Here is a 1203-nt window from a genome sequence, read left to right on the forward strand (position 1 = left end):
GGGCGCGTCGACCCTCTGCATCGGCCCGTCCAGATAGGTCACGGGCGGTGACGCCGGGCTGGCGGGCAAGGCGGTGAAGCTGCCTGACCCGGTCCGACTGACGACGAAGCCGTCGGCCCTCAGGCGGTCCAGGGCGGCGCTGACGGTGATGCGGCTGACGCCCAGGGTCTCAGCCAGCCGTCGCTCGCCGGGCAGGCGCGCGTTCAGGGACAGCCGCCCGTCCAGGATGATCAGCTTCAGCGCCTCGGCCAGGCGGCGATAGGCGGGCTCGCCGTCCGGCCCGCGCCAGCCGTTCAACTGACGCGACAGGGAGGCGGCGTTGACCAGGGTGTCGCGCATAAGGCCACCGTCTCGAAATTGGCCCTATAAAGCAAGGCCGATCTAAGGGCTTATGGCGCACATGTTCATGCGTCGTTTCATCCAGCTTCAACTGGGCCTGTGCCTGTACGGCGTGGCCGCCGCCCTGATGGTGCGCTCCAACCTCGGGCTGGACCCGTGGAACGTCTTTCACCAGGGCCTGTCTCTGAGGACGGGCATCAGCCTGGGGACCGCCTCGATCATCATGGGCGTCCTGGTGATGCTGACCTGGATTCCGCTGCGCCAGAAGCCGGGCCTGGGCACGCTGTTCAATATCTTCGTCATCGGCCTGTCGATGGATGCGGCCCTGGCCGTTCTGCCCGAGATCACGGGCCTGCCGCTGCGGCTGGCCTTCATGACCATGGGCGTGCTGCTGACCGCCATGGGCGGGGCGGCCTATATCGGCGCAGGGATGGGCACGGGGCCGCGCGACGGCCTGATGATCGGCCTCAATCAGCGGCTGGGCTGGTCGATCCGCGTGTCGCGGATGCTGATCGAGGTCAGCGTCCTGGCCGGAGGCTGGCTGCTGGGCGGCTCGGTGGGCCTGGGCACGGTGGTCTTCGCCGTGGGCATCGGCCCGCTGATCCAGATCTTCCTGCCGTGGTTTCAGGCGCTGGGACGCGAGACCCGCGTGGCGCCCTCGACCTGAACGCCGAGTCCGAACCCCGCCAGACCACGCCCTGAAGGCATGAAAGGAAGGCGACCTCTTTCACGCACGAGGTCGTCATGCCTGCACTCATCGACAAGGTCGCCATCATCACCGGAGCCAGCTCCGGCATCGGCGCCGCCGCCGCCCGCCTGTTCGCGCGCGAAGGCGCGGCGGTGGTCGTCACCGCCCGGCGCGAG

3 protein-coding genes are annotated in these 1203 nt (G+C 68.9%); 2 read left to right on the forward strand and 1 reads right to left on the reverse strand.

The genetic code is table 11. From position 1 onward, the window contains the following. Nucleotides 1-339: winged helix-turn-helix domain-containing protein (locus tag RT567_RS17050; protein WP_313577363.1), on the reverse strand; the 339-nt coding region annotated here is incomplete at its 3' end. 67 nt (nucleotides 340-406) lie between these two features. Here RT567_RS17050 and RT567_RS17055 point away from each other — a divergent pair. Both RT567_RS17055 and RT567_RS17060 read left to right on the forward strand, forming a co-directional pair. Beyond that, on the forward strand, nucleotides 407-1006 hold the full coding sequence (locus tag RT567_RS17055) for a hypothetical protein (protein WP_313577364.1): 600 nt from the start codon (nucleotides 407-409) through the stop codon (nucleotides 1004-1006). A gap of 77 nt (nucleotides 1007-1083) precedes the next feature. Next, nucleotides 1084-1203 (forward strand): SDR family NAD(P)-dependent oxidoreductase (locus RT567_RS17060; protein ID WP_313577365.1); only part of this gene is annotated, 120 nt, incomplete at its 3' end.

It is taken from the genome of Brevundimonas sp., assembly GCF_032107865.1.
Taxonomy (GTDB): domain Bacteria; phylum Pseudomonadota; class Alphaproteobacteria; order Caulobacterales; family Caulobacteraceae; genus Brevundimonas.

What these genes read in the sequence shown, in the direction of transcription:
- RT567_RS17055 (WP_313577364.1), top strand. Translation starts at nt 407, where the DNA reads ATGCGTCGTTTCATCCAGCTTCAACTGGGCCTGTGCCTGTACGGCGTG.